This window comes from Paraurantiacibacter namhicola (genome assembly GCF_001687545.1).
GTDB classification, from domain to species: domain Bacteria; phylum Pseudomonadota; class Alphaproteobacteria; order Sphingomonadales; family Sphingomonadaceae; genus Paraurantiacibacter; species Paraurantiacibacter namhicola.
In genome coordinates, this window is record NZ_CP016545.1 from 530,566 (window position 1) to 556,874 (window position 26,309).

General features: G+C 66.7%; 22 protein-coding genes. 10 read left to right on the plus strand and 12 right to left on the minus strand.

The window, feature by feature from the left end; all coding sequences use genetic code 11:
- Window positions 1-3 precede the first annotated feature (3 nt).
- Both A6F65_RS02620 and rpe read right to left on the minus strand, forming a co-directional pair.
- Window positions 4-1,902 carry a heparinase II/III family protein gene (locus A6F65_RS02620; protein ID WP_237164868.1) on the minus strand — a complete coding sequence of 633 codons (1,899 nt, stop codon included), beginning with the start codon at window positions 1,900-1,902 and terminating at the stop codon, window positions 4-6.
- Window positions 1,902-2,564 carry a ribulose-phosphate 3-epimerase gene (gene rpe / locus A6F65_RS02625; RefSeq protein ID WP_067789833.1) on the minus strand — a complete coding sequence of 221 codons (663 nt, stop codon included), beginning with the start codon at window positions 2,562-2,564 and terminating at the stop codon, window positions 1,902-1,904. The genes A6F65_RS02620 and rpe overlap by 1 nt, the downstream gene beginning before the upstream one ends.
- A gap of 119 nt (window positions 2,565-2,683) precedes the next feature.
- On the opposite strand from rpe, the gene A6F65_RS02630 reads away from it, so the two are divergent.
- From A6F65_RS02630 to A6F65_RS02645, 5 genes are all read left to right on the plus strand, one after another.
- Window positions 2,684-3,469, plus strand: a complete 786-nt coding sequence (locus A6F65_RS02630; protein WP_157093023.1) for a hypothetical protein — start codon at window positions 2,684-2,686, stop codon at window positions 3,467-3,469.
- On the plus strand, window positions 3,466-3,732 hold the full coding sequence (locus A6F65_RS02635; protein WP_067785660.1) for a PqqD family protein: 267 nt from the start codon (window positions 3,466-3,468) through the stop codon (window positions 3,730-3,732). Before A6F65_RS02630 ends, A6F65_RS02635 begins: the two co-directional genes overlap by 4 nt.
- A 94-nt stretch (window positions 3,733-3,826) precedes the next feature.
- Window positions 3,827-3,982, plus strand: coding sequence for a hypothetical protein (locus tag A6F65_RS12825; RefSeq protein WP_157093024.1), 156 nt, complete (start codon window positions 3,827-3,829; stop codon window positions 3,980-3,982).
- Between the two features lie 24 nt (window positions 3,983-4,006).
- Complete coding sequence (locus A6F65_RS02640) at window positions 4,007-5,926, plus strand: asparagine synthase-related protein (protein ID WP_067785663.1); 1,920 nt, start codon at window positions 4,007-4,009, stop codon at window positions 5,924-5,926.
- A gap of 63 nt (window positions 5,927-5,989) precedes the next feature.
- Window positions 5,990-6,493, plus strand: a complete 504-nt coding sequence (locus A6F65_RS02645) for a DUF2141 domain-containing protein (RefSeq protein ID WP_067785666.1) — start codon at window positions 5,990-5,992, stop codon at window positions 6,491-6,493.
- Window positions 6,494-6,512: 19 nt separating this feature from the next.
- Here the strand turns inward: A6F65_RS02645 and A6F65_RS02650 are convergent, their stop codons facing one another.
- Both A6F65_RS02650 and A6F65_RS02655 read right to left on the minus strand, forming a co-directional pair.
- Complete coding sequence (locus tag A6F65_RS02650) at window positions 6,513-7,415, minus strand: hypothetical protein (protein ID WP_067785669.1); 903 nt, start codon at window positions 7,413-7,415, stop codon at window positions 6,513-6,515.
- Window positions 7,412-8,452 (minus strand): diacylglycerol/lipid kinase family protein, encoded by a 1,041-nt coding sequence (locus A6F65_RS02655; RefSeq protein ID WP_067785672.1) that lies wholly within the window; start codon window positions 8,450-8,452, stop codon window positions 7,412-7,414. Before A6F65_RS02655 ends, A6F65_RS02650 begins: the two co-directional genes overlap by 4 nt.
- Window positions 8,453-8,661: 209 nt before the next feature.
- Between A6F65_RS02655 and A6F65_RS02660 the strand changes: the two genes are divergently transcribed.
- The 4 genes from A6F65_RS02660 (at window position 8,662) to A6F65_RS02675 (ending at window position 13,226) form a co-directional block, all read left to right on the plus strand.
- Window positions 8,662-9,288: a PilZ domain-containing protein gene (locus tag A6F65_RS02660; protein ID WP_067785675.1), complete on the plus strand. Its 627-nt coding sequence runs from the start codon at window positions 8,662-8,664 to the stop codon at window positions 9,286-9,288.
- A gap of 83 nt (window positions 9,289-9,371) precedes the next feature.
- On the plus strand, window positions 9,372-10,994 hold the full coding sequence (locus tag A6F65_RS02665; RefSeq protein WP_067785678.1) for an NAD(P)/FAD-dependent oxidoreductase: 1,623 nt from the start codon (window positions 9,372-9,374) through the stop codon (window positions 10,992-10,994).
- A gap of 11 nt (window positions 10,995-11,005) precedes the next feature.
- Window positions 11,006-11,422, plus strand: coding sequence for a GtrA family protein (locus A6F65_RS02670; protein ID WP_237164869.1), 417 nt, complete (start codon window positions 11,006-11,008; stop codon window positions 11,420-11,422).
- Window positions 11,423-11,432: 10 nt separating this feature from the next.
- Window positions 11,433-13,226, plus strand: coding sequence for a hypothetical protein (locus A6F65_RS02675; RefSeq protein ID WP_083989168.1), 1,794 nt, complete (start codon window positions 11,433-11,435; stop codon window positions 13,224-13,226).
- A 24-nt stretch (window positions 13,227-13,250) separates the two neighbouring features.
- Here the strand turns inward: A6F65_RS02675 and msrB are convergent, their stop codons facing one another.
- The 3 genes from msrB to A6F65_RS02690 are packed head-to-tail and all read right to left on the minus strand — an operon-like array spanning window position 13,251 to window position 16,034.
- Window positions 13,251-13,748: a peptide-methionine (R)-S-oxide reductase MsrB gene (msrB, locus tag A6F65_RS02680; RefSeq protein ID WP_067785681.1), complete on the minus strand. Its 498-nt coding sequence runs from the start codon at window positions 13,746-13,748 to the stop codon at window positions 13,251-13,253.
- A gap of 10 nt (window positions 13,749-13,758) precedes the next feature.
- Entirely contained in the window at window positions 13,759-15,048 is a 1,290-nt protein-coding gene (locus A6F65_RS02685) for an ABC transporter permease (RefSeq protein WP_067785684.1), read from the minus strand.
- Window positions 15,045-16,034 (minus strand): ABC transporter ATP-binding protein, encoded by a 990-nt coding sequence (locus A6F65_RS02690; RefSeq protein ID WP_067785686.1) that lies wholly within the window; start codon window positions 16,032-16,034, stop codon window positions 15,045-15,047. Before A6F65_RS02690 ends, A6F65_RS02685 begins: the two co-directional genes overlap by 4 nt.
- A 44-nt stretch (window positions 16,035-16,078) precedes the next feature.
- Between A6F65_RS02690 and queG the strand changes: the two genes are divergently transcribed.
- Window positions 16,079-17,137 carry a tRNA epoxyqueuosine(34) reductase QueG gene (gene queG, locus A6F65_RS02695; RefSeq protein ID WP_205631897.1) on the plus strand — a complete coding sequence of 353 codons (1,059 nt, stop codon included), beginning with the start codon at window positions 16,079-16,081 and terminating at the stop codon, window positions 17,135-17,137.
- On the opposite strand, the gene A6F65_RS02700 is transcribed toward queG, so the two are convergent.
- From A6F65_RS02700 to A6F65_RS02720, 5 genes are all read right to left on the minus strand, one after another.
- Window positions 17,134-18,357, minus strand: coding sequence for an NAD(P)/FAD-dependent oxidoreductase (locus tag A6F65_RS02700; RefSeq protein ID WP_067785689.1), 1,224 nt, complete (start codon window positions 18,355-18,357; stop codon window positions 17,134-17,136). The two genes, queG and A6F65_RS02700, sit on opposite strands and share 4 nt — an antisense overlap.
- Window positions 18,358-18,417: 60 nt before the next feature.
- Window positions 18,418-23,130: an NAD-glutamate dehydrogenase gene (locus tag A6F65_RS02705; protein ID WP_067789847.1), complete on the minus strand. Its 4,713-nt coding sequence runs from the start codon at window positions 23,128-23,130 to the stop codon at window positions 18,418-18,420.
- A 150-nt stretch (window positions 23,131-23,280) separates the two neighbouring features.
- The gene (locus A6F65_RS02710) at window positions 23,281-24,048 is read right to left on the minus strand and encodes a tetratricopeptide repeat protein (RefSeq protein WP_067785692.1); all 768 of its coding nucleotides are present in this window, start codon (window positions 24,046-24,048) and stop codon (window positions 23,281-23,283) included.
- Entirely contained in the window at window positions 24,045-24,779 is a 735-nt protein-coding gene (locus A6F65_RS02715) for an alpha/beta fold hydrolase (RefSeq protein WP_067789850.1), read from the minus strand. The genes A6F65_RS02710 and A6F65_RS02715 overlap by 4 nt, the downstream gene beginning before the upstream one ends.
- A 41-nt stretch (window positions 24,780-24,820) precedes the next feature.
- Window positions 24,821-26,230, minus strand: coding sequence for an exopolysaccharide biosynthesis polyprenyl glycosylphosphotransferase (locus A6F65_RS02720; RefSeq protein ID WP_157093025.1), 1,410 nt, complete (start codon window positions 26,228-26,230; stop codon window positions 24,821-24,823).
- Window positions 26,231-26,309 lie beyond the last annotated feature (79 nt).

Genomic DNA, 26,309 nt, shown 5'->3' on the forward strand with positions numbered 1-26,309 from the left:
AAATCAGCCCATTTTCTTGAGCAGCCAGGAGAAATTCCCCCCGCCGCGAGAGACCATGCCCTCTATCACCAATTGCTGCACCGGGCGCGGACGGCCATCGCCATCGACCCACAGGCTTTCTTCCAGCTGCACGTCGCCCGCGCCGCTGACGAATTGCCAATATGTGCCATCGGGCAGGGCCAGGCCCGCATTGCGCCCGCCATCGCCGATCTTGACCTCGATATCGGGGCCGAGGTGGAAGCGGATGGCGAAGGGGACCTTGCCGCGCTTGCCCTTCTTGCCGCGCGGGACCAGCAGGTCCTCGCCGCGCAGTTCCGTGCCGTCGTCGCGCAGGATGCAGATGCGCTGGTGGACCAGGCCGAAGCGGTTGACGTAGCCGTCATGGCTCGCCTCCAGCCGGGTCGCGCCGCCATCTTTCAGGTCGATGGCGCGGCGGTCAACTTCGACCTCGTCCACGCCCGCGCCGAGTTTTCCGCGGATCAGCACGGCGGTGGAATTCGAATCCCCCAGAACCAGCGTGGAGTGGGCAGCAGTCGCGCGCAGGCCCTGCTCGATGCGGACTGGAACCTGCCCTCCGGCGGCATGCGCGCCGCCGCAATTGACGAAGATGCGCCGCCCGTCGCGGCTGAATTCCAGCGCCAGTGTGGAGGCGCAGCCATGGCGCGTATGGCGCGCCAGCGGCGGGGGAGCGGCATCCATCTGCAGCACGGAGCTGCCGCCGGTCACGCGCTGGTATCCCCAGCGGCGCGATTCCTTCATCGGGCGGGTGCGCACGCCGCTCGCCTCCACCAGTGCGGCGATCCGGTCGGCCGAAACGGGCGTCGCGCCCTGCCAGCTGCCCAGCGATCCATCGGCATGCAGCAGCGCCAGCAGCGGCGGGACCAGCATGTTCAGCATGGCACCTATGGCATCGGGCACGTCGCGGCGCACGGCCTGGTAACAGGCGGCCACGTCCACCAGCAGGGCAACGGCGTCCATCTGGTCGATCGGGCTGCGCGACAGAACGCCGCCATCCTCGCCCACCAGCTCGCCCAGCGCGCGGACCAGGCCGGCTTCGCCGAACAGGCGGCGCGGCTTGCCATCGGGCAGCAGCAGTCCGGCGGCCACGATACCGCACCAGCCCGCAGTCTCCGCCAGCCGGTCATCTGCGCGGCTGATGTTGCGGTCCAACCAGCGAGCCGTCTCGTCGATTGCGCCCAGCACGCGGCCACGCATCGCCTTGTCCTGCGTGCCCAGCGTCAGCGGGGCGTGCACAAGCCAGTTCAGCAGGCGGTGCCCGGCATTGCCGACATTCCATGCCGCGCCCTTGCCCGGCTTGGTGTTCGCGTCCAGCCAGGCGGTCATCACGCGGTTCGCGGTGTTGAGGCATTGCGGACGCGGCGCGCAGCCATGCAGGTCACGCAGCCAAGTGAAGCCATGCACCACCCGCTCGAAGGGCGGGGTCAGGCGCGCGCCGGGCTTGAAATCGACCTGCGCGACCGGGGCCTTCACCCCGTGGATCAGGAAATGCCCGGCCCGCAGCGCCATGCCGCCCACGCGTTCGCCCGCCAGCGGGCTTTCCACGGTTGCCAGCAGGCGCAGCTTGCCCTTCTTGCCGAAGGGCGCGGACAGCGTGCTGCCCGGCACGCCCAGCCGGTACGCCATGCGCACCAGCCGCTCGCCTGCGGAAATGCTGGGCGGGGCAAAATCGGTCAGGGCGAGCGCCTTGCCAGGGGCCAGCGGAGCGGGGGCGTGCTGGGCGTGAACATCCTCGCGCGCCATGACATGCGCGTCGTCGGCCGAACCGCCAGTGCCCAGCGGGATGGCGCTTTGCGTGCCGTCTGCTTCCGCAATGTCACTATCACCACCAGACATACTGCCTTCGTCGAAAACGAGGCGGCCCTGGGTGGCGTAATCGACCATCACCCCTGCCCCTTAAGGGCCGCGATGTTGGCGGCATAGCAATCGGGGCCGCCCTTGAAAGTGGCAGAGCCTGCCACAAGCACGTCTGCTCCCGCTTCGAGACACTTTTTGGCCGTGTCCGGATTGACGCCGCCGTCCACCTCCAGGTGGATTTCGCGGCCCGTCTTGTCGATCATGCGGCGCACCGCCTCGATCTTCTTCAGCTGCGAATGGATGAAGCTCTGCCCGCCGAAGCCGGGATTGACGCTCATCACCAGCACCAGGTCGATATCGTCGATCAGGTAATCGAGCATCTTGGCCGGCGTGCCGGGATTGAGCGAGATGCCCGCCTTGCAGCCCAGCGCCTTGATGGCCTGCACCGTGCGGTGGACATGCGGGCCGGCCTCGGGGTGGACGGTGATGATGTCCGCGCCTGCCTCCGCGAATTCCTCCAGATAGCCATCTACCGGTGAAATCATCAGGTGGACGTCGAAGGGTTTTTTCGTATGCGGGCGCAGGGCCTTCACGACTGCGGGGCCAATCGTGATATTGGGGACATAATGCCCGTCCATCACATCGACATGGATCCAGTCCGCCCCCGCCGCATCGATGGCGCGCACTTCCTCTCCGAGTGCGGCGAAGTCCGCAGACAGGATGGAGGGCGAGATGAGTGGCGGGGCCATATGTGCCTCCTGCGCGTAAACCTCGCGACTCGTGCTCACAAGCGGGGTCGCGGCGCTTTTCCACATGGGACGGCCGCAAAATGAGCCCGGCGGAGGCGGAAATGCGGCTTGAGGCGGCGATGCGGCGTACAGGCGGCGCGGTCGCCGCCTTGCCGGAAGGGCAGCTCTGGCAGCTCGACCCTCCCGCCTTCCGCATGCGCGTGCAGCCCGACAGCATGCTGGGGTATGCGCAGGGCGAAGGCATAATCGTGGACCGGGGCGAGCAGACCCACGCGCAGGAGATCGACCTGTTCTGCGAAGGTACGATGGCCGCTGCCGTGACTGCGCTGAACGGCCTGTATCCCTTCCACGCCAGCACGGTTCTGGGCCCGCGGGGCGCAGTGATGCTGGCGGGTACGAGCGGCGCGGGCAAATCGACCCTTGCGGCGGCCCTCGCCCTGTCCGGCTGGCCGCTGCTGGCGGACGATCTTTCGATCCTGCTGCCGCATGAGGGACGCCAGCACGTCCTGCCTTGGCGAAAGCGGCTGAAACTGTGGCCCGATATCATCGAAGCGCTCGGGCTTGCGGCGGGACCGATGGTGTCGCCCGAATATCCCAAGCATTTCGTCGATGTACCGCGTGCCGACACGGCCGCACCGCTATCGGCCCTGGTCATCCTGGCGGACGGCTTGGCAGGGCTTTGCGCAGCCAGCGCAGGCGAGGCCATGGCTGCCTGGACGCAGGAGCATTATTCCAGCGCCCTGCTAGCGGCAGCGCGCGGCTGGACGGCGGCGGACAGGTTCAAGGATGCCGCCGAGAAGGTTGCGGCGTGCCCGGCTTTCGTCTTCACCCGCCCGGTGGAGCACACTGGTCCGCAAGAGGCGGCGGCGATGCTGCGTATGGGGCTGGAGGAGGCGGTTCGATGAGCGAGATCCTGAAAAAGACGCCGGGGGCCACGATCGAGACGCGCGTGGAAGGCGATATCGTCGTAATGCGGCTGTCCGATGGCGATTTTTTCGAGATGACCGGCACAGCGCGCACGATTTGGGCCATGCTGGACGGTACGCGCAGCCGCGACGCCCTGCTGGAAGCCCTGCGCGAACGTTATGGCGATGTGCCGGAAATGGAGCGCGAGACCGACGCCTTCCTGGAACGCCTGCATGCGGCAGGCCTGCTGGAAGCGGGATAGGGCGTGGCGCATTCAGGACGCATCAAGGCCCGCGCGCGTATCTGCGGCACTCCCATAATTGCAAAATGGCGGATTTCCGCGTATTTGAGGTCCCATGTCGAAGAAGAGCCATCTGCCGAATGAGCGCGCCGAGCGATCCGATCGCTGGACGACGCCGCGCCTTGTGCGCGCAGGCGGCGTGCGCGACATTGCAGGCTCCGGCACTGCTCGCGACCAGGGCAACGGCAAGAACCAGACTAACCGCAGCTAAGGCTGCTGCGCCGGCTGGCCCGGCATGATTGCGCTCGCCCTCCGGATTTCCGAAACAAGCAGCTGGCTACGGCCCGATCACATTGCCGCATCGCTTGGCGTGTTCGCAGGCGGGCCTGCCGACCAGATTGCCGTGGAGGGGGGTATCGCCGCCCAGCTTCGCGGCCCGCGCCAGCCGGCGCGCCGCGGCTGGACGCCCGCGATCTCGCCTGATGGCACTCTGTGCCTGCTCGAAGGCTGGTTGGACAACAGGGCGGAACTCGCTCGCTTGCTGGAATGCGCGGCGGATACGCCCGATGCGCTACTGTTTGCGCACGCGGTGGAACACTTCGGCGAGGGCGCAGACAGGGTGGCGGTCGGTTCCTACGCCGCGATCTGCCGCCTGCCGGACGCTACGCTGCGCCTCTCGCGCAGCCCCTGGGGCGGGCCATCGCTGTTCTGGGCAGGTGATGACAGCGCCGTCGCCGCCGCATCGCTCCCGCGCATCCTGTTTGCGGCAGGCCATCGCCGCGTGCCGAAGCGCGACCAGCTGGCCGACGCCTTGCTGGGCATTTTCGACGATGAAGGCGGCTATTGGTACGAGGGTGTGGAGCGCGTGCCGCAGGGAACAATCGTCACGCTGCGCCCGGGCGAAGCTGCAATTTCACACACATGGTACGATCCGCATGCGCTGCCTGAGACAAGGCTACCGACGGATCAGGATTACCAGCGCCGGGCCGATAAATTGCTGCACGAGGCGGCGGAGGCGGCGCTGGCACGGTCAGCGAGGCCCGGGCTGATGCTGTCCGGCGGTCTCGACAGCGCGCTGGTGGCCGATGCGCTGCTGGGCGCCATGCCGGACGAGGGCAGGCTGCGAAGCTATACCTTCGTGCCCGCAGCCAATGTATTGTCCGACCGCCGTCCCGGCATGGTGCTGGACGAGCGGGAGGCTGTGGAGGCCTTTGCCGCCATGCATCCCCGCCTTGATCCGCGCTTCGTGGAGGATACAGGCGGCGGTTTCGATGCCCGGGCGGAGGCGTTCTTTGCCGCGACCGATACCGGCCCTGCGGCGCGCATGGCGTCCACCGCCTATCACGGCTGCTACCGCACGGCTGCGGAGGATGGCTGCGACTGGGTGCTGGACGCGGCCTGCGGCAATGACACGATCAGCCAAGATGCGCGCTGGGCGCATGTGGAACTGCTGAAATCCGGCAAATGGGGTGAACTGGCCGCCTTGACGCGCAACCCTCCTGCGGACGATGCGCGCAGTTTCGCCCGCCGCCTTGCCGCCCGCTCCCTGCTGCCGCTGCTGCCGCGCGCCCTTCGCCGCATGGCCCGCCAGCTGGTGCACGGATCGCCCGATTACATCGCGCGCGGAGGCAGCCTGATGACGCGTGCTGCCTTTGCCGCCCATGGCGCGCGGGCGCAGCGCGTGGGCGATCTTCAGACGGGTGAATGGCCCGCCTCGCGCCGCGAGTGGCTGGAGCGGTTCTGGCTCGGCATGGATATGGGCACGGAGCAACACCACGGGTTCGAACAGGTCTTCGGCATCCGCCAGCGCGACGTGTTGGCATATCGCCCGCTGATAGAATTCTGCGCAGGCCTCCCCACCAGCCAGTTCGTTCGCGGAGGGCAGACGCGGTTCCTGGCACGGCAGCTGGCCAAGGGACGCATGCCGGAAAGCCAGCGGCTGGAGCGCCGGATCGGCCTGCACAATGCCGGGCGCTTTGCCGGGCTTTCAGCGCGGCGCACGGAGATCGAAGCGGCAATCGCTGATATCGAGTCGCACCCCCAATTGTCGGCGCTGGTCGATACGGCGCGGGCGCGCACCCTGCTGCGCCAGTGGCCGCAGCATGCCCCGGCGGACCCGCGCGTCGCGGCGCAGCTGCTCCATGCCCTGCCGGGGGCGGTCATGGTGAGCCGGTTTGCACGCTGGGTGGAGGGTCGCAACGATGCGGCGGCCTGAGCCAATTCAGCGCATATTCAGTGCGTTTGCCGCATACGGCAGTCCAACACAGGGAAATTTTGTATGACGACTCACACTCTCTCCAAGGGCGCGATCGCGCTTGCCGCAGCCGCAGCGATGGCTGCCGGGGCGGCGATCCCGGCTGCTGCTGCGCCGACCGCCTATGGCCAGACGATCTCCAACTCCATGTCGAAATGCAACTCCGGCACCGCCGTGCGCGTGACGGTTACGGGCGTGAAGAGCTCCACCGGCAAGGTGCGCCTGCAGCTGTACAACGGTACGAAGGCGGACTGGCTGGTTAAGGGCCGCTGGATCAACCGGATCGAAGTTCCGGCCAGCCGCGGCACGATGAGTTTCTGCATGCCGACCCCGGGCGCCGGTGTTTACGGGATCGCCGTGCGCCACGACGCCAATGGCAATGGCAAGACCGACATTTCCGAGGATGGCGGCGCGATGTCGAACAACCCCAGCATCAACATCTTCAACCTTGGCAAGCCGAGCTACAAGAAGACGCGGTTCACGGTCGACGGCGTGGAAAGCATCACCATCAAGATGCGGTATATGTGACCGCGCGATGTAAGCGCGCTTAGGCGTCTTCGGACGCCGCGCGGGTGCGCTTCTTTCGCCAGTATTCCAGCGCCGCGCCGGGTGCCGCCAATATCGGGTGGCGCTCGCGGAAGGGCGTCATCTCCAGCGCGATGCCGCTGTGGCGCTCCAGCTTCCACGCACCGTAGCGCGCAGCCCCTTCGAAGGTGGTCGTCGCTTTCGCGAGCCGCAGCAGGTTGATCGGCTTGCCCAGCCGCTGGCGCTTCTTCCACCAGGCCAGCACTTCGGCCCTTCGCTTCTCCGCCATGGTGACATGCAGCATATCGCCTTCCTGTGAAACGGGTACGCCCGCACGTTCCAGCGCGGGGGCGAGCAGTCCGTCAAAATGGCTGGCATTGACGTCAAGGATCTGCGCCTCGCGTCCCGGTGCCTCGACCCGCAGTTCTGCCTTGTATGTGGCGCGAAACAGGCCCTTCCAATAAGCGCGCTCCGGCGCGGATGGCGGGCCGAGCGCCGCCGCAAGCAGCGCGGCAGTCTGCGCGGCGTCATCCAGCGCTGCCTCCAGCTTCCGGGCGGCCGCGTCATCGCGCGTCCAGATCGCAGCGCAAGGCTGGACGAACCGGCTCCAGATAGTGGTGTCGCGCGATGTACCGCTGGCGGCATGGGCGAAGGTCGCCATGTTCATCGTGGCAATCTTTGCCCGCAGCCTGGTGCCATCGGCCTGGTCAAACTCGCGGTAGGACACGCGCGGCCAGATGCCTTTCTCGCGCGCGCCGCCGGTCAGGACATAGAAGTCCAACACGCCTTCGAGCGATCCGGTGCGCAGGTTCGATCCGTAGAACAGCACGGCAAGCGCATTGGCTTCGCGCGCCAGTGTCCCGGCAATATCGCGCACCTCGGGCTGGATGCCGCGGGAAGGCGCCGCGCCGTGCGGCCCCGTCATGGGACCACGAAATGCAGGGTCAGGCCGGTATCAACCTCGTAATCGCCTGCCGGGAAGGCTTCCCCGTCGAGGATGAAGGGCTTCTCACAGGAAAAGGCGAAGCCGTCCGCGCCCACGATGTGGATGCCGTTTTCCTGCGCCCGGTCCGACTGGCCGCCGCGCAGCATCTTCAGGATCAGCGGCATCAGGCGCGCGGTCATCCGGTCGATCGCCGCCAGGCCGATGGGGCCGGAGACATGGTCGAAGGGCGCGATGCCCGATGGCAGGTGCTTGAGCGAGGAGGCGAACATCAGGAAACGCGTCGCGGTATCGCCGTCATTCTTGTCCTCCTCGCGGTGCGGCAGGGGCTGGCCGTCTTCCACCACGATTCGCATGCCGACGGGCTGGCGCCAACGGTTCTCCGCCCGGCCGAATACGATCTGCAGCGCGCTCCACACAGTGGTCATGCCCACGGCGAAGGCGTTGAAGGCCCCCATGCCGTGCACGCGCTGGCCCAGTTCGATCATGTTGGTGAACACGCCCGCACCGATCACGAAGCCCACCACGCGCGCGGCGGCATTCTGCGCATCGGCCACGACCAGCGGCTTGCGCTGCGACGTCTTGCCGCCCTGCAGCGCACGGATCGCATCGGGCAGCGCCCAGTTGCGCGCCAGGCCCAGGTCGCAGGCCAGCGCATTGGTCTTGCCATATGGCAGCAGGATGATGGGCGGCCAGTCATGCCCGAACACGGCCATGCCGCTGGTCAGCACATCGCGCACGGTCCCGTCACCGCCGGAAATGGCGATGGCATCGACATGCCGGTCGGCAAAGCTTTGCAGCACGCCGTGCAGCAGCTCGCGCCGGTCGGGCACCTGCGAGATCACGTCCGCGCCCAGGCCTTCTACCGGCAGCGGACCGCCTTCCAGATGGCTGCGGGTGTTGCGTATCAGGCCGATCAGCGGCCTTTCGCGCGCCGGCTCGCCAGCCCGCGCCGCGGCAGGGGCGGAGCCGGATTTCATTTCCGGCAAGCTGTCGAAAGTGTGGACGCGGCCGCTCATGCTTACAGCCGCTTAGCGGCTCCATGCCCCTTTTGCCCATCCCGCGGCGCGAAATATTTACGATGCTGCGGGGCAGGCGGCGGGCAGCGCGCAGCCAACCACGGGCAAATCCCTAATTGCGGTTAGGGCTGTTTGTAAGGCCTCTGCGGGCAATCGATGGATATTCGCAGCAGGATGCCACCATGGCCCAGACAGGGAACCACACGTCCATGGCAAGTATGCCGACCGGTTTTGACAGTCATCAGGAGATGTCCGCCTCCGTGGACCAGCGGGGGGCGGAACGCTTTACGCCCATGATGCGCACTGCCAAGCTGGTGGCGCGCCGGGGCGAGATGCTGTGCGTCGTGCGCGACATTTCGGACACGGGCGTGGCGGTTAAGCTGTTCCACCCGCTGCCGGACCAGAAGGCGCTGGCGCTGGAAATGGCCGATGGCACGCGCCATGGCCTGCTGCCCGTGTGGCAGAGCGGTGAGCGTGCCGGTTTCCGCTTTGCCGGCGAAGTGGACCTGGCCGAACTGATCGCAGGCGTCGGCAACATGCCGCGCCGCCCGCTGCGCCTGAACATCCGCTTCGGCGTGGAACTGGTGGACTGCCAGGGCAAGCACATGGCGGAAATCCGCAACATATCGCAGCAGGGCGCCAGCGTGGTCACATCGTACCGCCTGTCGATCGACCAGCGCCTGCGGGTACAGGCCGAGACGCTGCCGGAACTGGAAGCCAATGTGCGCTGGCGGCACGAGGACACATATGGCCTGGTGTTCGATGACGTGCTGACCTTTGCGCAGCTGGCCCGCCTTGCCGCGCAGGTGCAGGCCTTCCCGCTGGAATTCCGATAAGGCCGCCGCAGGCCGCGCGGACTTAACCATCTCCTAACCAATTTCCTTCACTCCCGGACAAGACACGCGACCAGGGGTGAAGAATGGCTTTCGAACAGGCGGATATCGGCGGCACGGCAGGGGGCGAGCGCCGCGCGGATGTGGCGATCATCGGCGCAGGACCTGCGGGCCTGACGGCGGGTTACCTGCTGGCCAAGGCTGGAAAGTCCGTCGTCATCATCGAGCAGGACGAGACCTATGTCGGCGGCATCAGCCGCACGGTGGAGCACGAAGGCTATCGCTTCGATATCGGCGGCCACCGCTTCTTTTCCAAGAGCGCGGCTGTCGTGGACCTGTGGAACGAGATCCTGCCCGACGATTTCATCGAACGCCCGCGCATGAGCCGCATCTATTACGAGGGCAAGTTCTACAGCTACCCGCTGCGCGCCTTCGAGGCGCTGCGTAATCTGGGCCTGCTGCGCTCGGCGCACTGCATGGCGAGTTATGCCTGGTTCAAGCTGTTCCCGAAGAAGGATGTGAAGAGCTTCGAGGACTGGACGATCAACCAGTTCGGGCAGAAGCTCTATTCCATCTTCTTCAAGACCTACACGGAAAAGGTGTGGGGCATGCCGTGTAACGAGATGAGCGCGGACTGGGCCGCCCAGCGCATCAAGGGCCTCTCGCTCTGGAGCGCGGTGGTGGACGGGCTGAAGCGTTCGCTTGGCCTGAACAAGAAACCCAATGACGGCATGCAGGCCAAGACGCTGCTGGAAAACTTCCGCTACCCGCGCCTTGGCCCGGGCATGATGTGGGAAGCCGCGCGCGACAAGATCGAGGCAATGGGCGGCACCGTATTGATGGGCCATTCGCTGAAGCAGCTGTCCGCCGATGGCCGTGGCGGGTGGCGCATGAGTGCGACCACAGCTGACGGCGAGGTGGTGATTGCGGCAGACCACGCCATCAGCTCCGCCCCCATGCGCGAGCTGGGCCGCCGCCTGCACCCGCTGCCGGACACAGGATTGAATGCGGCCGAGCTTAATTACCGCGATTTCCTGACCGTCGCGCTGATGGTGGAAGGCGAAGACCTGTTCCCCGACAACTGGATCTACATCCACGATTCCAAGGTCCAGGTCGGCCGCGTGCAGAACTTCCGCAGCTGGTCGCCCGAACTAATTCCGGACGAAGACATGGCCTGCATCGGCCTGGAGTATTTCTGCTTCGAGGGTGACGGCCTGTGGGACATGGAAGACGCGGCCCTGGTCGATCTCGCCACAGTGGAGATGAAGACGCTCGGCCTGCTCGATCCTGCCCGCGTGAAGGGCGGGGTCGTCGTGCGCCAGCCCAAGGCATACCCCGTTTATGACGAGGATTACGCCGCCAATGTGGAGGCAATGCGCCGCGAGCTGGAACACAGGCACCCCACGCTGCACCTTGTGGGCCGCAACGGAATGCACCGCTACAACAACCAGGACCACGCGATGATGACCGCCATGCTGACGGTGGAGAATATCCTCGCCGGCGAGCGGGTCTATGACACCTGGTGCGTCAATGAAGATGCCGAATACCATGAAGCCGGGGACGAGGGCGCCGAGCGTGCGCTGCCGCGCCGCGAAGTGTCCGAAGACCAGGCCGCCGCGCTTGCCTCCCTGCGCGATGTGCCGGAGCGGGTGAAGCCTGCTGCCGAAACGAATGTTGCGGCGGGCGCGGATACGCGCAAGGTCGCCTGAGGAGGCGCGCGGTGAGCCTCACCAGCATCGGATCGCTTGCCTCGCGCATGGGCGATATCCGCTTCGTGCGATACGTGCTCGCCAGCGCGGGCGCACTGGCGGTCGATTTCGGCAGCTTCCTCGCCATGCTGCAGGTCGGTGTGGCGGCAACGCCCGCTGCGGCCGGTGGCTATTCCCTCGGCATGGCAGCGCACTGGCTGCTGTCCAGCCGCGCGGTGTTCGCGGACAATGCCGCGGAGCGCGGCTCTCGCAGGCACCGGCAGAAGGCGCTGTTTGTTATGTCGGCGCTGGTCGGCCTTGGCCTGACCACGCTGATCGTGGCCGCAGGGCAGGCGGGCGGCTGGGACCCCCGGCTGGCCAAGGTGCTGGCCGTGGGGGTGAGTTTCTGCACGACATACTGGCTGCGCAAGCAAATCGTGTTCCGGTGAGGGGCGGGCAGTGGCAAGCGATCGGCAAGGACGCGGGCTCCGGCTGCCTCTCCTCCTCATTTGGCTGGGGCTGTCTGCGCTGCTGGTGCTGGGCGCGCTGGCGAATATCCGGCTGGGCCGCTTTCCCGATCCCGACGATACGCTGCGCCTGATCCAGGTGCGCGACCTGCTGGCAGGCCAGGGCTGGTTCGATCTCACCCAATACCGCATCGCCCCGCCGGAGGGGACGCCGATGCACTGGTCCCGCCTTGTCGACGCGCCCCTTGCTGTGCTGATAGCCATGCTGACACCACTGCTGGGGCAGGCCGGGGCGGAGATGGCGGCCGCCCTCATCGTGCCGCTGCTGCTGCTGGGGGTGACCATTGCCTCCGTCGGAGTGGCCACGCGGCGGATGTTCGGGCGGCAGGCGGCGATCCTTGCCGCGCTGTTCACCGGCTTCATGCCGATGATCGTGTTCCAGCTGCAACCGCTGCGGATAGATCACCATGGCTGGCAGATTGCGCTGGTGGCGCTGGCCATGGCGGCCTCAAGCATGCGCTCGGCGCGGATGGGCGGCGCGCTGGCCGGCCTGTCGATGGCCGCCGGGCTGCTCGTGTCCATCGAGCTCCTGCCGCTCGCCGCCGCATTTGGTCTGGTTTTCCTGCTGCGCGGCTTGCGGAGTGGCGAAGGCCGCCGCTGGCTGACGTCTTACCTGTCCGGACTGGCCATCTCGATGATCGGGCTGTTCCTGGCCTTGCGCGGTCCGGGAGACCTGGTGGTTTATTGCGATGCGATTTCGCTTCCGCACATCGCATTCTTCGCGATCACGGCGTTGGCTGCGGGCTTGTCCCGCTCGGCATCGAAATTCGTCTGGCTTGGCGTGCTGTCCGTGGGCGGCGCTGCGGGACTCGCCGTGTTTGCCATGCAAGCGCCCGAATGCGTGGGCTCACCCTTCGGATCGCTCGACCCGCTGGTGCAGCGATATTGGTACGCGAACATCGCGGAGGGCATGCCCGCCTGGCGTCAGGACTGGACGGAGGCGCTGCCCGCACTGGCGCAGCTGGCCGTCGCACTGGCGGTGGGCGCCGTGCTGGCCGCGAGATCTCGCGGCCCCGCGCGCAGTGCCATCGTGGACCATGTGCTGCTGCTCGCCCTGGCTGTGCTTGCCGCGCTGCTCACCTGGCGTTCGGTCGCTTTTGCGCAGCTCCTCGCGCTGCCTATCCTCGGCATGCTGGCGGCCGGACTGCTGGAGCGGATATCTGCTGCTACGCGTGCCATTTCCAAGCTATCTCTCGCGGCGCTTCTCACATTGGTATTTCTGCCTGCAGCGCCATTCCTGATTGCCGAGCGCATTGGCTCGGGCGGCAAGGATGCCCCGGTTGGCGATCCAGCACCGGGAGAAAGAGCTGCGCCCATCCTCAGCCTGGCACACTCGGCCTGCGACGTGACGGGCAGCGCACGGAAGCTGGACAGCCTGCCGACCGGAACGGTGTTTGCGCCGCTCGATCTCGGGCCTGCAATCCTGCTGGGATCTTCGCACAGCGTCGTGGCGACCAGCCATCACCGCGCGAATGACGCCATGGCCGACGTGATCGGCGCCTTTACACAGTCACCTGAAGAGGCGCGAAAGACAATCGCGGCGCGCGGGGCCGATTATGTCGCCTTGTGCAGCGATGTTGCGGAACCGGAGATATACCGGACGGCGAACGGACGGGGCTTCGCTGCGATGCTGTTGCGGGGCAGCACGCCGGAATGGCTGGAGCCGGTCGATATCGGCGCGCCGCCGCAATTCCGCGTCTGGCGCGTCAGGAATGGGCGGGATTAAGCCGGCTTGGAATCCCCCGCCGGCTTATGCCGGCTTGAAATCCATCGCGACGCCATTGATGCAATGGCGCTGGCCGGTCGGCTTGGGTCCATCATCGAAGATATGGCCCAGGTGTCCGCCGCAATCGGCGCAGTGCACTTCGGTGCGGGGATAGCCGATCTTGTAATCCGTGCTGGTCCCCACCGCGCCCTTGTCGATGGCGGCGTAGAAGCTGGGCCAGCCCGTGCCGCTCTCGAACTTCGTCCTGGAGGAATAGAGCCGGTTGCCGCAGCCTGCGCAGACGTAGGTCCCGGCGCGCTTTTCCTTGTTGAGGGGGGAGGTGTAGGGCCGCTCCGTCCCCGCTTCGCGCAGGACGTAGAATTCCTGCTTCGTCAGCTTCTTGCGCCACTGGGCAGCGGTCAGCTTGACGGGGAAATTCTTGGCCTCGGCGGGGGAGCCTCCGCAGGCGGCGAGCACGGTGAAGGCGCTGCCGGCTCCGAGCCAGCCCAGCACACCGCGGCGATTGATCTGTTTTTGGGTCATCACACGGGATTTACCCGCCGGCACGCGAACCGTTCCTGAACGGCGCGGCAAGCAGGGCGAGCATGCCCTTGCCGCCCTTCTCCTTCACGGCGGGCCCGCTTTGCATGACGCGCCGCCGGAACAGGCCGGATCCCAGCCTCACGGCGATCAACACCCACATGGCCTGCCAGGCCAGCGCCAGCGCGTGCAGCCAATACCCTTCCTGCGTGGCGGCCTGCGCCAGCATCGCAAAGGGGCTGGAGAGCGGGAAGGCAATGGCGATCCACTCCACCATCGTGCCCTGCTCGGCCAGGGCGTAATTGGCGAAGAAGAACAGCAGAACCTGCGCCATGGTCACGGGCATGGACAGCGTCTGCACCTCGCGCACCGTTGTCGCGAGCGAGCCGATGGCCAGGAACAGCGATCCCAGCAGGAGGTAGCCCATGCCGAAATAGGCAACGCCCAGCAGGATGAAGGCAGGCCAGCCCACGCCGGGCTGCGGCAGGTCCGGGATGGCGGCACCCGCGAAATAGACGATGGGCGCACCCACCGCGACCCAGACGGCGACCCCCACCAGAGACACGCCCAGCATGGCGAACAGCTTGCCCAGGAACAGTGCGTCCAGCGGGATGGCGGCGGCCAGGATCTCGATGATCTTGTTGCCCTTCTCCTCGACCAAATTGGACAGCACCATGCCCGCCAGCAGCATGATCAGCAGGAACAATACGGTCTGGCCCGCAATGGCTGTGGCGCGCTGCGCATCCTGCTGGTTTGCACCGCTGCCCGCGGCGGCCTGCAGCGAGACGGGCGGGAAATCCGCAGGGCCTTTGCCCGACGCGATGGAGGCGACCAGCGCCACCGTGCCGCGGTAACGCTGCAGCCGTTCCGGCGTGGCGGTGAGCACGGGAGCCTGCGGGCTGCCGGAGATGACGGCGGCAAGATTGCCCTCGCTGGATTCAAGCAGCGCGATGGTGTCCGACTGGCTGGCCATCAGGTCCGGCCGCACCACGAAATCGGGCAGGCGGTCCGGTCCCATCTGGCGCTTGAGGGCGTCATAACCCTCCATCATCGCCGCCGCATCGCCAGGCGCCATGACTACCGCAACCTGCGGTGCGCCCGCGCTGTCGCGGATCGTGCTGCCGATTCCGCCGGCAAGCAAGCCCACCACCAGCGGGAACAGCGGGCCGAGGAGGAAGAAAAAGAAACTCTTGGAAAACAGGATCGCCAAGAAATCGCGCCGGGCGATAACCCATGCCGCCTGCAGCAGTGACAGCCGCGCCTTTGGCTTATTGCCGCTGGCATCGATGAAGGGATCGCTCATGCCGCCACTCCTGCTGCCTGGTCGGCTTCCAGCTGCCGCGCGGCTGCCTCGCCCGCGATGGCAACGAAGGCATCGTGCAGCCCGGCCCGCTCGATGGAGAGCGACAATATGCCCGCATCCCCTTCGATCAGGGCGCGCAGCAGCGGCTCCACCCCGTCATCGGGCAGGGAAAACATGAAGAAGTCGCCTTCGCGCCGGTAATCGCTCGGCAGGGCCTTGCGCCATTCGCCCTCGCGCTGCGCCACTTCCAGCCGGACCTGCGCCGGGATGCGGTCGCGCGCCTCGTCGACGTCGCCGGCATAGGGCACCTTGCCGCCCGCGATGATGGCGATCTGCTCGCACAATCGCTCCGCATGGGCGATGACGTGGGTGGAGAAGATCACCGTCGTGCCCTTGGCGGCGAGGTCGCGGATGAGACCTTCCAGCTTGCCCTGGTTGATGGCGTCCAGCCCGCTGAAGGGCTCGTCCAGCACCACCAGTCGCGGCTCATGCACCAGCGTGCCCAGCAATTGTACGGTCTGCGCCATGCCCTTGGACAGCTGGCGGATCTGGCGATCCACCGCGTGGCCGAGGCCGTACTCTTCCATCATGGCGATGCCGCGCTTGCGCCCTTCGGCCAAGGGCAGGCCGCGCAGCGCGCCCATGAAGGCGATGGCGTCGGGCGCTTTCATCGCGGGGTACAGGCCGCGCTCTTCGGGCAGGTAACCCACCGCGCCGGCGATTTCCTGCGGGCGCGCATGGCCCAGCAGGAAACGCTCTCCCTCGTCCGGGTCGATAATGCCCAGGAGCATGCGCAGCGTGGTCGTCTTGCCCGCGCCATTGGGGCCCAGGATGCCGTAGATCGCGCCTTCGGGCACGGACAGGTCCACCCCGTCCACGGCCAGCGTGCCGCCGAAGCGTTTGACCAGCCCGCGTGCCTCTATGGCAAGGCGCGGGGTGGCTGGTGTGTTGTGAGATGCGGCCCGTTGGCCTAGCGCTGCGTCCATGCAACACGCCTACACAGCGCGGGGCCGGAGGGGCAAGGCGTAAGATGGCGCGAAATCAGCCTATTGCCGCCCTGCAGGAAGCCTTGCGGGAGAAGGCGCGTGAACTGGGCTTCGTAGCGGTCGGTTTCACCCATGCGGCCGACGATCCGGAGCGTGCGCGCCGCCTGCATGAATGGCTGGAGGCGGGCCATCACGGCGATATGGCGTGGATGGAAGACCGCGCCGATGTGCGGCAGGGCCCCGCCAGCATGTGGCCCGAGGCAAAGAGCGTCATTGCGCTGGGCATGGCCTATACGCCCGATGCCGACCCGCTGGCGCTGGAGGGAGACGGGGCAAAGGCCCGCATCTCCGTCTATGCGCAAGGGCGCGATTATCATGACACAGTGAAGAAGGCGCTGAAGGCGCTCGCCCGCTGGCTGGTGGAACAGGCGCCCGAAACGCAGCTGAAGGTCTTCGTGGACACCGCCCCGGTGATGGAAAAGCCGCTGGGGCAGGCGGCTGGCATCGGCTGGCAGGGCAAGCATAGCAACCTCGTCAGCCGGGAGCATGGCAGCTGGCTGTTCCTGGGCGCGATCTACACGACGCTTGCCTTCGAGCCGGACGCGGCGGAGGCCGACCATTGCGGATCGTGCACCGCCTGCCACCAGGCCTGCCCGACGGACGCCTTCCCGCAGCCCTATGTGGTCGATGCGCGGCGCTGCATCTCCTACCTGACCATCGAGCTGAAGGGCCCCATCCCGCACGAATTCCGCGAGGCAATGGGCAACCGCATCTATGGCTGCGACGATTGCCTGGCCGTGTGCCCGTGGAACAAGTTTGCCGACAGCGCGGCGCGCCACAAAGCCTTCGTGCCGCGAGAGGAGCTGGTGGCACCCGACCTCGCCGCGCTGCTGGCGCTTGACGATGCGGGCTTCCGGCAGAAATTCTCCGGCAGCCCGATCAAGCGTATCGGGCGGGACCGCTTCGTGAGGAATTGCCTGGTCGCGGCTGGCAACAGCGGCAATGGCGCGCTGCTGGCCATGGTGGAGACCCTGCGGGATGATCCCGACCCGGTGGTGGCGGAAGCGGCGGATTGGGCAGCTGCACGCCTCAGTGAGGCCTAGCGCAATTCCTTAAGGCTTTCAGCCTCCACGATCTGTTCGGCTGTGGCGCTCACACGCTCTGCCACCAGCTTGCTGCCCGCGACATAATCCTTCACCCGGTTCACGCAGTCGAGTGCGATCACGCGCCCTTCGCGCAGGTAAGTGACGCTGAAGCTGCGTTCTTCCATGCTGCCGCGCAGCACGGTCTCGTCATGGCCGAAGGAGAGGCCGCAGGTCTGCAATTTCAGATCGTACTGATTTGACCAGAACCACGGCAGCGCGTCGTAAGGCAGCGGGTCACCGGTGATGTGCCGGGCCACGGTCTTGGCCATGTCATGCGCGTTCTGCACGCTTTCCAGCCGGATGACCTCGCCCGCGGCATAGGGATTGGCGTGCGCCGCGCAGTCGCCCACGGCATAGATGTGCGGCAGGCTGGTGCGGCAATGTTCGTCCACGTCCACGCCGTTCGCCCCGGCAGCCCCGGCCGCGATCAGCGGGCCTACGGCAGGGACGATGCCAATGCCGGCGACCACGAAATCGCACGGGATGGTCTCGCCCGCATCGGTCACCACGCCGGTGACGCGGGTATCGTCGCCGTCCAGCTTCTCGACCCAGGTCGACAGGCGGATATCGACGCCCTGCCTGCGGTGCTCTTCCAGGTAAAACCCCGACAGCTCATCCCCGGCGACGCGGGCCAGCAGGCGGTCCTGCATCTCCAGCAGGGTTACCTCGCAGCCAGACTTGCGCAGCACGGCGGCTGCTTCCAGCCCGATATATCCACCGCCGATCACGACGACGCGCCTGCGCCCTGCGTCCAGCTCGCTGCGCAGCAGGTCCGCATGTGCCTTGTCGCGCACGCAGTGCACGCCTTCCAGCTCCGCGCCGGGAATGGGCAGCCGCCGCGCATCGCCGCCGCCGGCCCAGATCAGCTTGTCGAAGCCGATCTCCTCGCCAGTGCCCAGCTCCGCACGCCGCTTGCGCGCGTCGATCTTGCGCACCGCGCTGCCCAGGTGGAGGCGAATGTCCTTTTCCGCCCAGAAGCTTTCGGGCCGGACCATGATTCGCTCGAAAGGCTTGTCGCCGGCGAGGTATTCCTTGCTCAGCGGCGGGCGCTCATACGGCATGGCAAGATCGCGCCCGACCATTCGGATGGAGCCCTTGAAGCCAAGCTGGCGGAGCATGATCGCAGCCTGCGCACCGCCGTGGCCGGTGCCGACTATCAGGACATCGCATGTTCTCATGTCTGCAAGTGGTTGCCGCGCATCGCCCTTGCGTCAAGCCCGGCGATGCGCGGCGTGCCCTTATCGCTGCAGGAGGTTGCGCGCCTGGCTGGCGATCTGGGCCAGCATGGCCGGGGCAAGCGGGCTGGCCGCCTGCGCCCGTCCGATCAATGCGCGGAACTGCTTGATGGGGATGGCGTATTTTTCCGCCCAGCTGGCAATGGCGCCTTCCATGTCGTCCTTCCCGGCCTTGCGACGAGCGAGGCTGGAGAGAAACTCGAAACGCATCTGCTGGAAATCGCGCGCAAGGCCCGCCACCAGCAGCCGCTCCCACGGGTCGGACGGGTTCATCACCGCGGCCCGCGATTGCGCCCAGTCCAGGCCCAGCCGCTCGCCCAGGTCGATGAAGGCGCGCGTCAGCAGCGTGGGCGCCAGCTCCGTCTTCACCGCCAGTTGCGCCAGGCCGATGGCCCCGTCGATGGCGTAGAGATTGGCGACCGAATGCGCCTGCTTGCGCGGTGCACCGATCTCTTCCAGCTCCTGCACGATGGCAGAGGCATGATCGCGCGCCTGCGGGGCGAGCAGATCGTCCACCTGCTCGTTCAGCTTGCCGATGGATGTGCCCAGCGTGCCGATCACGTCGCCTGGCTGGATGGTGCCGGAAATGCGCAGCAGGTCCGCCATGTGCCCGCGCAGGCTGCGGGCGGCCCGGTCGAACAGCGCGAGGCGCGCATCTTCGGGCATCTTTGCCGTATCCAGTTCGGCCCAGATTTGGTCCATGCCCAGCAGCTGGCTGGCGGTGACGAAAGCTGCGCAGATCTGGTCCAGGCCGGCGCCTTCTTCCTCGGCCAATTCGAAGGGATGGACCAGGCCCATGCGGTTGATTACGCGGTTGGCGATCACCGTGGCGATGATTTCCTTGCGCAGCTGGTGGTTCTCCAGCTGCCGGGCGAATTCGCTGCGCAGCGGCTCGGGGAAGTCGCCGACGAGGTAAGGCACCATCGCCTCGTCATCGGCCAGGTCGGATTGCTCGACCGCGTCCTGCAGCACCAGCTTGCTGCTCGACAGCAGCACGGCGAGTTCGGGCCGTGTCAGGCCCACGCCCTCGCTTGCCCGGCGGGCCAGCCCCTCGGCGTGGTCCAGTCCTTCGGTCTGCCGGTCCAGCCCGCCGATTTCTTCCAGCGTCTCGATCAGGCGGATCTGGCTGGCGACCGCGCCCGCGCCGCCCTGCTGGGCGATGGAAAGCGCCAGCGCCTGCAGGCGGTTATCCTCCAGCACCAGCTCGGCGACCTCTTCGGTCATATCCTGCAGCAGCGTATTGCGCCGCTCCTCGGACAGGCGCCCGGCCTTGCGCGCCGCGGTCAGCGCGATCTTGATGTTCACCTCGTTATCAGAGCAGTCCACGCCGGCCGAATTGTCGATGAAATCGGTGTTTATGCGCCCGCCCTGCAGCGCGAATTCGATACGTCCGGCCTGCGTCGCGCCAAGGTTGGCGCCTTCGCCCACGACCTTCACGCGCAGCTCCTCGCCCGTCACGCGCACGCCGTCATTGGCCGGATCGCCCACCTGCGCATCGCTCTCGCGCTCGGCGCGGATGTAAGTGCCGATGCCGCCGAACCACAGCAGGTCCACCGGCGCCTTCAGGATGGTGGAGATCAGCGTTTCGGGGTCGAATTCGCGCTGGTCCGTGCCCAAAGCATCGGCCGCCTGCTTGCTGATCTTGATGGATTTTGCGTGGCGCGGATAAATGCCGCCGCCCTTGCTCATCACGTCCTTGGAATAATCTTCCCAGCTGGAGCGACCCATTTCGAACAGGCGCTTGCGCTCCTTCCAGCTGGCTGCGGGATCGGGATCGGGGTCGATGAAGATATGTCGGTGGTCGAAAGCGCCCACCAGCTTCAGCGTCTTGGACAGCAGCATGCCGTTGCCGAACACGTCACCCGACATGTCGCCGCAGCCTACCACGGTGGTCTCGTCAGTCTGCACGTCCACGCCCATTTCCAGGAAGTGACGCTGGACGGAAAGCCACGCGCCGCGCGCGGTGATGCCCATCACCTTGTGGTCATATCCGTTGGAGCCGCCGCTGGCGAAGGCGTCGCCCAGCCAGAAGTCGCGCTCCTCGGCAATGGCATTGGCCACGTCGGAGAAGCTGGCCGTGCCCTTGTCGGCGGCGACCACGAAATAGGGATCGTCCCCGTCGCGGATTACCACGCGGTCCGGATGCACCACCTTGTCGTCCACGATATTGTCGGTGACGGACAGCAGCGTGCGGATGAAGATGCGGTAAGCTTCCTTGCCTTCCTCGAACCAGGCATCGCGGTCTTCGGCCGGGTTGGGCAGCTGCTTGGGATAGAAGCCGCCCTTCGCGCCGGTTGGCACGATGACGGCATTCTTCACGCGCTGCGCCTTCATCAGGCCCAGGATTTCGGTGCGGTAATCGTCGCGCCGGTCGGACCAGCGCAGGCCCCCGCGCGCCACCGCGCCCGCACGAAGGTGGATGCCTTCGAGCCGCCGCGAATAGACGAAGATTTCGCGCCAAGGCACGGGCTTGGGCAGGTTGGGCACCAGCGTGGAATCGAACTTGAAAGCCAGCGCTTCCTCGGCAGCAGGCGCAAAGGCATTGGTCCTCAGCACCGCGCTGATGGTGGACCAGTAGAGGCGCAGCAAGCGGTCCTCGTTGATGGCGGAAACCTTTGCCAGGCCCGATCGGATCTCGTCCTCGCAGCCCGCAGCGGATTCTTCGCGGTCGCCATCGAAATCGGGATCGTGATGTGTGGCGAACAGGCACACCAGATTACGCGTGACATGCGGGCTGGCCATCAGCGCATCGACCACGGTGTAAATCGTGAAGGCCATGCGGCCCTGCCTGAGGTAGCGATAGATCGCGCGCAGCCAGTCCGCATCGCAGCTGGTTAGCTCCGCGCCGATCACCAGCTTGTTGAAGACGTCGTCTTCCGCCCGGCCGTTCAGGACCGCCACGATGGCCTGTTCGATCACGTCGGCGCGGGCGAGCGCGTCCCGCGCGCCGGCGCAGCTGGGCAGGCCCAGCGTGAAATCGTGGATCGTCCCGCTTTCCCCGCCGCGCAGGGTGGTGGGGATTTCCTTCAATACACTAAGGCCGAAATTCTCCAGCGCCGGGACGGCATCGGACAGGGCCATCGTGCCATCGCGCTGGTAGATCTTCAGGCGCAGCTGGTCTTCGGGGTCACCGTCGAGGTGGTAGAGGCGCGCATCGCGGCCTTCTGCCAAGTCGTCGCGGCCTGCGATCGTGTGCAGCCGTTCGATGTCGCGAGCAGCCTCCTCTGCGCCGTAGACTTCGCGGTAACTGCCGGGAAAGGCGTTGGCGAAGCGGCTGGCGAGAGCGGCGGCACGGCCAGGTTCCTCATGCTCGCGCAGGGCTTGTTCTACCGCATCGCCCCAGCCGCGCAGCAATTCCTGCAACTTGCGGTCCAGCGCATCGTCGTCGGGCACGGAGCCGGCATCGCGGATGTCGAGCACGAAGCGCAGCATGGCCAGGCTGCCGCCTTCGACCACCAGGTTCCACTCCAGCGTCTCGCCGCCTGCACCGTCTTCCAGCAGGCTCTGGATCTGCTGGCGGCGCGCCGTGGAGACCAGATCGCGCGGCAGCCAGACGAAGGCGAAAAGGTGGCGCTGCAGCGGCGCGGTCACCAGGGCGAGGCGCGGCCTGGGCCGGTCGCCGACGCCGATCATCGCAGTGGCGACGCGGCTGACATCGTCTTCGGTGAAGCCGATCACCAAGTCGTGCGGGAGCACGGTCAGCGCATGGAGCAGGGCCTTGGCATCATGGCTTTTGGGCGCGAAATCGAACCGGTCCATGATGTTTTCGACCTGCCGTCGCAGCACCGGCACTTCTTCGGGCGGGGTGTTAAGCGCGGCGCTGGTCCAGAGGCCGGCATGGACCGAAAGGGCGGTGACCTTCCCGTCTTCCACCACCGGCACGATGAAGATGTCCAGCGGGCTGCGGCGGTGCACATTGCTCAGCCGGTTGGCCTTGATGATCAGCGGCGCGCGGCCGTGACCGCCCTCGTGCTCCTCGAACCAGGCAAAGGCGCGTTCGTAGGTTTCCTCGGCCAGCAGGTCGCGCGCACTCTTGCGGCAGATGCCCAGCAGTCCGGAGCGCTTGCCCTCGCGGTTGCGGGTCATGTGGCCAAGCTGCGTCAGCATGCCGCTGCCCAGCCAGCGCAGCAGCGCGGCACCTTCGCCATCGGCCACGCGGTCGGCATCTTCCAGCATGGCTTCGCGCAGGCGGGGCCAGTCTTCCACGGCGGCGTTCACATCGCCCATGGTGGTGGCCAGCGCCTGCTCCAGGGCGCGTCGTTCTTTCGCGTCCACGCGGGCGGTCTCGATATAGATCAGCGATTCGGTCTTCTCGCCCTTCTCTTCCGGGCCGGGCAGGGCGGTGAGGGTGCCCTTCTTGTCGCGCCGGACGGAAACCATGGGGTGCACCAGCATGTCGATGGCCAGCCCCTGGTCGGCGATCGTCATGGCGATGGAATCGACCAGGAAGGGCATGTCGTCATTGACGATGGCGATGCGCATGAAGCGGCGTGCTGCCTCGGTGCCGGCCGCCGTATCGACATGGATCACGGCGTCTTCGGACTCGCGCTTTTCGGCAGCGGCGAACAGGAACTGCGCCGCCGCGTCCAGGTTCGCACCTTCGGGCACGGGCTCCCCGGGCAGCAGCGATTCGCCGATCCGGCCGCGCAATTCCCTGGCCAGGCCCTCCAGTTCGGATGTTGCCGTATCGCTCTTTGCCGATTTGCCAGCCGCCATGGCCCAGCCTCCCATGTTGCGGTGCAACATTCGCTCACCGCGATAGAATTATCGTGCGCCCCTAGGCAATTTTCACCTGCGCCAACAGCCCCTTTTCGCCCGACAGGCAAAACCGGCACGTTGCCTTGGTCATAGTGGAGGGCCCCCCGATCAAGGCGCCCCGTCCAGCTGCGCCAGATATTGCGCGGCGGTTTCGGCCTGCTGCGATCCGGGAGCCAGCTGCCGCGCGGCGGCCCAGTATTCGCGGGCGCGCTCGTCATTGCCCAGCAGCGCATCGATCAGTCCGGCCTCCAGCAGGATGTCCGGATTGCGCGGGTCCAGCGCCAGCGCGGTGCCGATCCATCCCGAGGCGCGGGCCAGGTCGTCCTGCCGCCGCGCCAGTGTTGCGGACAGCAGCCAGGCCTCGGGATTTTGCGGAGCATTGCGCCGTGCGTCGAGCAATGCGGCTGCGGCGTCGACGGGGCGGCCAAGCGCCACGAGGACGCGGCCCCGGTCCACCTCGATCCCGCCCAGCATCACGGCATCACCCCACGTCATGGCATCGCCGCGCGCCTGGTCGAGCGCGACCAGCGCCGCTTCGGCGTCGCCGCTTGCGAGCAAGGCATTGCCCGCCATGGCCCCAAGCCGAGCCCGCGCATCGAAAGAGCTGGCGAGCCGGGCGTCGCGCGCAGCGATGAAGCTCTGTGCCGCCGCATCCCAGCGCAGCAGGAAGACCAGCGCCTGACCTTGGCACTGCAGCGCGTAGCTGCGTTCCGTCCCGACGGTCCCTTCCTGCCATTCGGCGGCCTCGACCAGCGCGGTGGTGGCATCGACAGCCGCGGTCTGCAGGCAGCTTTCCAGCCGCGCCTGCGCCGGTGTGAGGATAGGCTGCGGCAGCGGTGCAGCCTGCGCCAAAGCGAGAAGCACCGCGCCGATCATGCCAGCCGCTCCAGCGTGGAGAGGAGCAGGGCAATGTCCTGCTGGCGCGAGAGGCGGTGATCGCCGTCCTTGACCAGTGTTACTTCGACATCCTCGGAAGAGAGCTTGTCCGCCAGCGCCAGGGATATGCCGTGCGGCACATCCGTATCGCGCTGCCCGTGCAGCAGGCGCACCGGGCAGGTGAGCGCGATGGGCGCGGCGAGCTGGCGCTGCGCCTGCCCGTCCTGCCAGAAAGCGGCATGCGTCGGCGTCGGCTCGGGCCCGTAGGGATTGTCTTCGAAGATCGTCTCGCCCTGCGCCAGCGCATCTTTCTGCGCTGCGTCATATCCCCATTCGGTGAAGTCCGGCGCGGCAGCGATGCCGAGCATCGCCTGCAGCCTGTCGCCAAGGGCCTGCGCGACCAGCAGCATCAGCCAGCCCCCCATGGAGGACCCGACGAGGATGACGGGCCCTGACACATGCGCCTCGACCAGGGCGATGACTTCGTCCCGCCAGCGCGACAGCGTGCCATCTGCGAAGTCGCCATCGCTGCGCCCGCACCCGGAATAGTCGATCAGCAGGCACTCGCGGCCCTGGGCCTGTGCCCAGCCATGGATCTCGGTCGCTTTCGATCCGTCCATGTCGGACATGTAGCCGGGCAGGAAGACCACGGCCGGGCCGCTGCCTGCGGCGTGGCGGAAGGCGATCTTGCGCCCGTCCGGCATGGCGTGGAACTGGACCTGATCGTTCATGGCAGGATGATGGACCTGCGCGCCGCCTGCATCAACAGGCATCAGAAGGCGCGGTGATGCACCAGCACGCGGGCGGTGGACAGCAGGATCCCGATATCGCGCCAGATCGTCCAGCCGCGCAGGTATTCCAGGTCAGCCTTCAATCGGTCGGACAGGTCCGATTCCTTGTGCGTCGCGCCGCGAAACCCGCGGATCTGGGCAAGGCCGGTCAGGCCAGGGCGCAGCGAGTGGCGCAGCCAGTACTGGTCGTCCACTTCCCAGAACAGCTTGGTGCCGGCCTGCGAGCCGATCGCATGTGGGCGCGGCCCCACCAGCGACATGTCGCCAGTGAGGACGTTTATCAGCTGCGGCAGCTCGTCGATCGAGGTCTTGCGCAGGAAGCCGCCGATCCGGGTCACGCGCGCATCGCTGCGCCCGGCGGTGGAGACGGTACCGTGCGCATCGCAGGCATCCTGCCGCATCGTGCGCAGCTTCCAGATGCCGAACAGCCTGTTGGCGCGGCCGATGCGGTCCTGCCGGAAGAACACCGGCCCGCCATCCTCCAGCTTGATGAGCGAGGCGGCGAGCGCAATGATCGGGGACAGCAGCACCAGCGCGAGCCCGCCCACCGCCAGGTCCAGCCCGCGCTTCAGCAAGCGGCTGCGAAAGCCCAGAGGGCCGGCGGACACCAGCAGGGTCGACAGGTCGCCCTCGTGGTTCACGACGCCCAGCGCGCCGATATCGCGAACGCTTTTGGTCACGATCTCGCCATGCATGCCGCTCGCCTTCAGCATGGTGGACCACATCTTGCGATGCTCGCTGTCGGAACTGACGATCACCTCGTCCATGTTGCGCAGGTACTTGCCCAGCCGGTCGAACAGGTGGGGATCGTCCAGCGAGGCGGTCAGTCCGTGCTCCGCCGCATCGACGCGGTAGGCATCACGGATTTTCACCTTCGGCCCACCCGCCTGGATGATCAGCACGTTCTTCGGATTGGGTCCCCAGCGGTTCTTCACCACCCGGGCAACCGCCACGCGGTACGCCAGCATCAGCGCGGCAGCCAGCACCATGCCGCCCACGAAGGCGAGGCGCGAGAATGTCTCGTTCAGCTTCACGAAGAAGGCCATGAAGTTCAGCAGCACGCCGGACAGGACCAGCGCGGAAATTGCGCGGAATGCGCCCTTTTTCCAATCCGCCAGCGTGGCGATGGAATAGGTCGCGTTGTGAAAAGCGATGGTCAGGAAGATCGGCAGGGCCAGCATGCCGATCAGCCAGGGCGATCCGCGCAGATATTCGCCGTGAACGAGGTAGCCGACCAGCGCGAAGCAGCACAGCACCAGCAGCGAATCCAGCACCACTTCCAGCAGGTACATCTGGATGCGCTTGCGCTCCAGCGACGGGGCAAAGCCAGCCGAGGGCGCGGAAAGCACCCGGCCGCCGGCAGGCCTGCCATTGGTCGACTGGTAATTCATGTTAACCCCAAATGCGAAGCTGGCCCTATACTCTTGGGGCGGCAAAATGCCAAAGCCTGAAACGATGATGTGCCGCGCC